Raw genomic sequence first — 6,807 nt, 5'->3', positions numbered from 1 at the left:
ACCATATTTGACAAGGTTTTTAACATCGAAATTCTGTCTTCTACTGTTTCTCCTAACCCAATTATACCTCCGCTGCACACGGTTAATTTCGCTTTTCTGGCGTTGTCTATCGTTTTAAGACGATCGTCATAGGTACGGGTGGTGATTATCCGCTTGTAATCATCTTCAGACGTATCGAGGTTATGGTTGTAGGCATAAAGCCCCGCGTCAGCTAATCTTTGCGCCTGAGATTCAGTAAGCATACCAAGAGTACAGCACACTTCCATATCAAGAGAATTCACCGATTTCACCATGTCAATAACCCGGTCAAAATCACGGTTATCACGCACTTCGCGCCAGGCGGCACCCATACACAAGCGCGAGGCCCCGGCATCCTTTGCCTTTTGAGCAGCATCGGTCACCTGATCTACCGACATTAGTGCCTGTACTTCAACATCCGTATGGAAGCGGGCAGCCTGCGGACAATAAGCGCAATCTTCAGGACAACCGCCGGTTTTAATAGAAAGCAGGCTGCTTATCTGAACCTCAGAATAGTCTTTATTTTCTCTATGTACAGTTGCTGCGCGATAAATAAGATCAAGTAAAGGGCTGTGGTAAATCTCCGATATCTCTTCTTTTGTCCAGTTATTTCTGATCTCAGTCATATGGTATATGTTCCGTTGTGCGGATTAGCAAATTTAAAATAAAAACCCCAGCGTTGAAATGAAAAATAGATTAAGGCCTCACCAGACCTACAGTAATAGCTTACTCGCTAATCCCAATAAAAGTAGGAAGCCAAAAACGTCTGTGAATGTGGTTATTATAATTGAAGATGCGATTGCTGGATCTATTCCAACCCTTTTCAGCATTAAGGGTATCGAGGAGCCAGCCATACCGGCAATGATCAAATTTCCCGTCATAGCGATAAAAATAACCAGTCCCAGCATCGGGTTACTATCATAAAAAACAGCAAAAAGGAAAATGATAAAGCCAATAGTAGCGCCATTTATTAGTCCGACAGTGAATTCCTTTAATACAGTCCTGTACGCCTGATCGTCAGTCAGGTCATTCAATGAAATACGACGTACTGTGACTGCGAGTGCCTGGGTAGCTGCATTTCCTCCCATCCCGGCGATCATAACCATGTAACCGGCAAGTACTCCCATCCGGGCGATAGAACTGTCAAAATAACGAATTACGGATGCTGCAAGAAATGCCGTACCTAGATTTAATATCAGCCATGGCAAACGGCTCTTTACCGCCTCTTTCCAGTTACCCGCAAGTTCCTCATCCTCAGATACCCCGGAAATTTTCAGAATATCCTCTGTATTTTCTTCTTCCATAACGTCAATGACGTCATCAAAGGTTATCCGGCCCAAAAGATGCATATTATCATCAACCACCGGTACACTGGTTAGATTATATTGGGAAATCAGTCTGGCTACCTCTTCCTGATCTGTATCTGCTTTGACATACACAAAATCCGTTTTGATAATTTCCTCGATCCTGACATTGTTTCGGGCTTTGATAATATCCTTCAACGAAACTATACCCCGAAGCACATTGTGATCGTCAATAACATTAATCGTGTAGAACTCTTCCATTTCCTCGGATTGCTGGATCACAAGTTCCAGCGCATCCTTTTTCATCAATTTCATACCGATCTTGATAACCTGGGTATTCATTATACCACCCGCAGTGTCATCATCGTACTTTAAAAGCGAACGAATATTGGATGCATCCTCCTCGTCGAGCTCTTCTAATATCTCTTGCTGCTGCTCTTCGGGAAGCTGGCTGATAATATCGGTTGCATCATCATAGTCGAGCTCTTCAACTATCTCAGACCGGCGTTCAGGATGAAGGTTTTCAAGTAATCTCTCCGGGTGGAATTCGGCATCCATCTCAGAAATAACTTCTGAGGCGGCTTCAGCAGGCAGAATGCTAATGATCCGTTCCCGGGCTTCCTGAGGTAAACCCTCAAATAGGATTGCAATTTCTGATGGATGATATTCAGAAATCAGGGCCTTTAAGGCAGAATCATCCTCTTCAAGGGCTTTTCTGATCTTAAGAATGTCCGATTTATCCAGTTCGAAAGATTGCATTGTTAAAAGTAGGAATTACAGATGAGAAACGGGCTTTTTTTAGCGTTGTATAGTCCTTTTAATGAGATACGAATTTGCGTATCAGTTGAATGATTATTATCTATTGCTCAGCCAGCCCTTCCGCCAGAAATATATCATCTGGATTACGGCAATAAGGCACATTACCCCCATCGTGTATAAATACCCATTCTCCGAATAGAGCTCGGGCATATTATGTTCAAGGATCTTCCCGGTCTCAGGATCCTGGTATGCGAAATTCATCCCGTAAACCCCTGCTATAAATGTGAGAGGAATGAAAATCGAGGAAATGATGGTCAGGACCTTCATGATCTCATTCATCCTGTTGCTGATGAAAGATAGATTCATATCGATAAGACTGGTGGTCAAATCTTTATAACTTTCCACGAGGTCAATTACCTGCATGCAATGATCATAAGTATCCTTCAGGAAAGTCTTTGTCTGTTTGTGAATTAGTTTGCTGTCACTTCGGATCATATCATTAATCTTGTCCCTTTCTGGCCATACAGCCCGTCTGATCATGATCATAGCCCGTTTAATGGACTGGGTTTGATACATCAGCGTTTTGTCGGGCTTGCGGTACAGAAGCTCCTCAATAGTTTCAAGCTCATCACCGAGTCGGTATATAAGGGTAAAGTAATTATCAACGATGATATCCATAAGGGAATAGAGCATAAAGGATGTACCTCCCGTACGAATGTTGCCCTTTCCCAATTTGAGCCTGTGAATAACAGGATCAACCGTATCAATATAGTTTTCCTGAAAGCTGAAAAGCACTTTTGGAAAAAGCAAAAACGATATCTGTTCATTTTCAATTTCCAGTTCAGAATCTACATAAAGCATCCTGCTAACAGCGAAAAGATAATCGTCATATTCATCGATCTTAGGCCGCTGTTGGATATTGGCAATATCTTCCAGAACAAGTTTATGAACCTTAAATTTCTTCTCCAGGTAGTCATAGAGCGTAAGATCCCCAATTCCGCGAATATCGATCCAATGTGTTAATGTAGGATGGTTCTTAAAATGCTGGTCGAGCTCGCTGAACGATTTAAGTTCTTCAGAATGACAAGCCGAAGAACCATAAGAGTACGCTGTAATTTTGGGCTTTAAAGATCCCTCATATAACTGTACCGAGCCCGGGCTAGTACCCGGTAGAGGAACATATTTTTTAGACTTCAGCTGTATACGACGGATCTTGCCCATACTTAAAGATATTTATTGCTTTGTGGTCCCTGATTAAACAGCAGATCAACAATGCTCAAATTAGGTATAAAACCATTTCTTTCTTCAAAGACCTGGAAATAAGTGTTAACATCATTCTCACCAGATCGTTTTGGATGAATGCTGCTTCTGAAGTCCAGACTCTCAGAGTCTTCCTTAACAAAGTTGTTAGTGTATTCGTAAACTACGTTCAGCTTCAGAAAACGCAGTAAAATATTGAAAAACTCTTCATTATAGTCGAATAAAAAGTTCCATTTTTTTTCAAAGAAAGGCATCAGATCATCTTCGTAAAATTCAAAATAAGCTGAGCTTCTATAGCTGGTCTGAAGGCTTAATATATGGAGCCGCTGCCAGTTAAAATCATAGCTGATTCTCACATCCTTCACCTTAGTATGGTTCTTCGATCCTTTAATAACCGGAACGATCAGATCTAATTTTCCATTAGGAGAATGTATAGAAGCCCTGTTCCGATAACTTTGCTTTTCAAAATGCTCGGCATTTTCAATAAACAAGTGGTTTTTATTCTCGAGCAGTTTGCTGAAATACTCAATTGGAGGCAGATAAAATAAAGCGAAAATTGCTCCTTTTTGCATTGTATGAGTTAAGTTTGTGATCCGGAAGCCGAAATTAGTAAATTAAACTCCCCTTCTGGAAGGAATGTTCTCAATTCACTATGGGATTAAGCATTGCAACATTGAGTAATTAGGATTTTCAGAATGAATAAAGTTTTATTCGGGGTTGTAGCTTTTCTGTTAAAACTTATTTCTCTGCTCCCCTTCTGGCTTCTTTACCTCATTTCAGATCTCCTCTTTGTCTTTCTTTATCATATATTAAAATATCGGAGAAGCGTGGTGCAAACCAACCTTGCAAATGCATTTCCGGGGAAATCAAGTGAAGAACGTTCCGGGATTGAGAAGAGATTTTACAGCTTTCTGGCCGATATGTTCGTGGAATCAATCAAAAGCATATCAATTACCAGAGCTGAATTAAATGAGCGTTATCATTTTGAAAACCTCAAAGACATCACAAAACACCTTGACTCAGGAAGATCAGTGATTGCTGTGTCAGGCCACTACGGTAATTGGGAATGGGGTCCGTTAGGAATTCCTTTTGAATTGAACTGCGAGATACTGGTCGTATATAAACCCTTAGCAGATAGCAAGTTCGATAACATGATAAACTCAGTACGCTCAAGGTTCGGAACCATAATGATCCCAATGAAGCAAACATTGAGAAAAATGGCTGAGTACAAGAATGAGCCACATGTCCTCGTTCTTGTGGGAGATCAAACCCCAACAAGGGAAGAGTCACAGTACTTCACAAACTTCCTGAATCAGCCAACAGCAGTATTCCTTGGAGTTGAAAAAATTGCCGCCAAAACAAATAACCCGATAATATATTTCAGTATAAAACGCATAAAAAGAGGTTATTATAAAAGCGTAGTTGAACCTTTAATTGACAATCCAAAAGACTGTGCAGAGCACGAAATTACTGATGCACACACCAGGATGCTCGATCACCTAATTCAGAAAGAGCCTGACTATTGGCTTTGGTCTCACAAACGATGGAAGTTTAAGCCTGAGGATATTAAAAATGACTAAACTACCCAGCGTAAGTGTTGTGATTTTGAACTGGAATGGATTGAACTATTTGCAGCAATTCCTTCCTTCAGTATTCGCAAGTACATACCCTAATCTCCGAATCATTGTAGGAGATAATGCATCAACAGATTCTTCTGTGGAATTTATTCGAGCTAACTATCCTCAAATAGAGGTCATCACCAACGACAACAATTACGGGTTTGCAGGCGGGTATAACAAGGTCCTGGACCAGATTGATAGTGATTATTTCATATTACTGAACTCGGATGTTGAAGTTCAACCGCAATGGATACAGCCTGTTATTGATTTGATGGAGAGTGACGCACAGATCGCTACTGCTCAGCCAAAAATATTGTCTTACAAGGAAAAGGACAAGTTCGAACATGCAGGTGCGGCTGGCGGTTTCCTGGATATGTTCGGCTATCCATTCTGCCGGGGCCGGATTTTTGACTCAGTCGAATCGGATAATGGTCAGTATGACGATGTAAAAGAAATATTCTGGGCTTCCGGCGCAGCATTATTCATAAAAAGAGACAAATGGATCGAGGTCGGCGGACTGGATGCAGACTTCTTTGCCCATATGGAAGAAATAGATCTGTGCTGGCGTTTAAAAAACAACGGTTATAAGGTAATATATTGCCCGGACTCGGTTGTTTATCATGTAGGCGGCGGAACCCTGGACTCCGAAAACCCATTTAAAACCTATCTCAATTTTAGGAACAACTTGTTCCTAATTCAAAAGAATTTATCCTTCTTTCATGCAAGCATTATCATTTTTATCAGGCTGTGGCTTGATCTGGTATCTCTGTTGAAGTTCCTTTATGATGGCCGGCCAAAGCACGCCCGGGCCATCAACAAAGCTCATACTGCGTTCTTGAAAGCGATCTTTAAAACTGGGAAAAAAGCGAGTAAAATAAGCACGGCACGTTTTAACGGCACCGCACTGGTGAACAAAAGCATTGTTTGGCAATACTTTGTTCAAAAAAAGAAAACGTTTAACAGCCTATAGAAAGCTTTCCAGGGCTAGCCTGTAACCATCCAGTCCGAAACCGGTTAACACTCCCCTGCAGTTCTTGCCCGAAAGAGAAACATGCCTGAATTCTTCCCTGGCATAGATATTAGAGATGTGAACCTCTACAACTGTGGTATTGATTCCTGCAATGGCATCAGCAATACCGATTGATGTGTGAGTATATGCACCGCCGTTTAGAATGATCCCGTCGTAGCTAAAACCAACTTCATGCAGCTTATTGATGATCTCGCCTTCTACATTACTTTGAAAGTAGTCGATATCGATGATTGTATATTTGTCTCTGAGTGTTTTAAGATAATCTTCAAAACTGCTGTCACCGTAAATAGATTTCTCGCGTACGCCAAGTAAGTTTAAATTTGGTCCGTTAATGATCTGTATCTTCATCAGAAATAATTTTAATCAAACTTAGAAAATAATTTGGACTGGCAACCAAGCCTCCGCGGCTTTAAAGCTTATTTAAAACTGGAACGCTCGCTATCAGCGAATACCATCGAAGCATATTTGCATGATGTGGATAAGCTTTTGCAGTTTTTCATGTCCCGGTCCGAAGAAAAGAGTCCGTTGAAAGTCACTAAAAACGACCTTAAAGACTTTCTGGTTTGGGTAAATGAGTTGGGAATGATCCCTTCCACCCAGGCGCGGGTGCTCTCAGGATTAAAAGCGTTTTTCAAATACCTCGTGCTGGATAATAAGATTGAGATTGATCCGTCTGCCCTTCTGGAAAGCCCCAAAATGACCCGGAAACTCCCTGATACGCTTAACATAATCGAAATAAACAGCATTATCGACGCTATTGATTTGTCGAAACCGGAAGGCATGCGCAACAAGGCAATGCTGGAGACCCTGTACGGTA

At 41.3% G+C, this 6,807-nt stretch carries 8 protein-coding genes; 3 read left to right on the top strand and 5 right to left on the bottom strand.

The window, feature by feature from the left end; translation table 11 throughout:
* From bioB to WKF69_RS14730, 4 genes are all read right to left on the bottom strand, one after another.
* Positions 1 to 644 (bottom strand): biotin synthase BioB (gene bioB / locus WKF69_RS14745; RefSeq protein WP_340382838.1); only part of this gene is annotated, 644 nt, incomplete at its 3' end.
* 87 nt (positions 645 to 731) lie between these two features.
* Positions 732 to 2,081 carry a magnesium transporter gene (mgtE, locus tag WKF69_RS14740; RefSeq protein ID WP_340382837.1) on the bottom strand — a complete coding sequence of 450 codons (1,350 nt, stop codon included), beginning with the start codon at positions 2,079 to 2,081 and terminating at the stop codon, positions 732 to 734.
* Positions 2,082 to 2,177: 96 nt separating this feature from the next.
* Positions 2,178 to 3,302: a magnesium/cobalt transporter CorA gene (gene corA, locus WKF69_RS14735; protein ID WP_340382836.1), complete on the bottom strand. Its 1,125-nt coding sequence runs from the start codon at positions 3,300 to 3,302 to the stop codon at positions 2,178 to 2,180.
* Between the two features lie 2 nt (positions 3,303 to 3,304).
* Positions 3,305 to 3,913 carry a WbqC family protein gene (locus WKF69_RS14730; protein ID WP_340382835.1) on the bottom strand — a complete coding sequence of 203 codons (609 nt, stop codon included), beginning with the start codon at positions 3,911 to 3,913 and terminating at the stop codon, positions 3,305 to 3,307.
* A gap of 123 nt (positions 3,914 to 4,036) precedes the next feature.
* On the opposite strand from WKF69_RS14730, the gene WKF69_RS14725 reads away from it, so the two are divergent.
* The gene (locus tag WKF69_RS14725; RefSeq protein WP_340382834.1) at positions 4,037 to 4,921 is read left to right on the top strand and encodes a lysophospholipid acyltransferase family protein; all 885 of its coding nucleotides are present in this window, start codon (positions 4,037 to 4,039) and stop codon (positions 4,919 to 4,921) included.
* Entirely contained in the window at positions 4,914 to 5,930 is a 1,017-nt protein-coding gene (locus WKF69_RS14720) for a glycosyltransferase family 2 protein (RefSeq protein WP_340382833.1), read from the top strand. Before WKF69_RS14725 ends, WKF69_RS14720 begins: the two co-directional genes overlap by 8 nt.
* Here WKF69_RS14720 and WKF69_RS14715 read toward each other — a convergent pair.
* Complete coding sequence (locus WKF69_RS14715) at positions 5,925 to 6,338, bottom strand: type II 3-dehydroquinate dehydratase (RefSeq protein WP_340382832.1); 414 nt, start codon at positions 6,336 to 6,338, stop codon at positions 5,925 to 5,927. The two genes, WKF69_RS14720 and WKF69_RS14715, sit on opposite strands and share 6 nt — an antisense overlap.
* Before the next feature lie 33 nt (positions 6,339 to 6,371).
* Here WKF69_RS14715 and WKF69_RS14710 point away from each other — a divergent pair.
* Positions 6,372 to 6,807, top strand: a 436-nt coding sequence (locus WKF69_RS14710; protein WP_340382831.1) for a site-specific integrase, incomplete at its 3' end; no start/stop codon positions are given.

The sequence above is a fragment of the Daejeonella sp. genome, assembly GCF_037719425.1.
Classification (GTDB): domain Bacteria; phylum Bacteroidota; class Bacteroidia; order Sphingobacteriales; family Sphingobacteriaceae; genus Daejeonella.
Note: the sequence above shows the minus strand (reverse complement) of the source record. Positions and strands in the feature narration are given on the sequence as shown.

What these genes read in the sequence shown, in the direction of transcription:
- mgtE (WP_340382837.1), bottom strand. Translation starts at nt 2,081, where the DNA reads ATGCAATCTTTCGAACTGGATAAATCGGACATTCTTAAGATCAGAAAA.
- corA (WP_340382836.1), bottom strand. Translation starts at nt 3,302, where the DNA reads ATGGGCAAGATCCGTCGTATACAGCTGAAGTCTAAAAAATATGTTCCT.
- WKF69_RS14730 (WP_340382835.1), bottom strand. Translation starts at nt 3,913, where the DNA reads ATGCAAAAAGGAGCAATTTTCGCTTTATTTTATCTGCCTCCAATTGAG.
- WKF69_RS14725 (WP_340382834.1), top strand. Translation starts at nt 4,037, where the DNA reads ATGAATAAAGTTTTATTCGGGGTTGTAGCTTTTCTGTTAAAACTTATT.
- WKF69_RS14720 (WP_340382833.1), top strand. Translation starts at nt 4,914, where the DNA reads ATGACTAAACTACCCAGCGTAAGTGTTGTGATTTTGAACTGGAATGGA.
- WKF69_RS14715 (WP_340382832.1), bottom strand. Translation starts at nt 6,338, where the DNA reads ATGAAGATACAGATCATTAACGGACCAAATTTAAACTTACTTGGCGTA.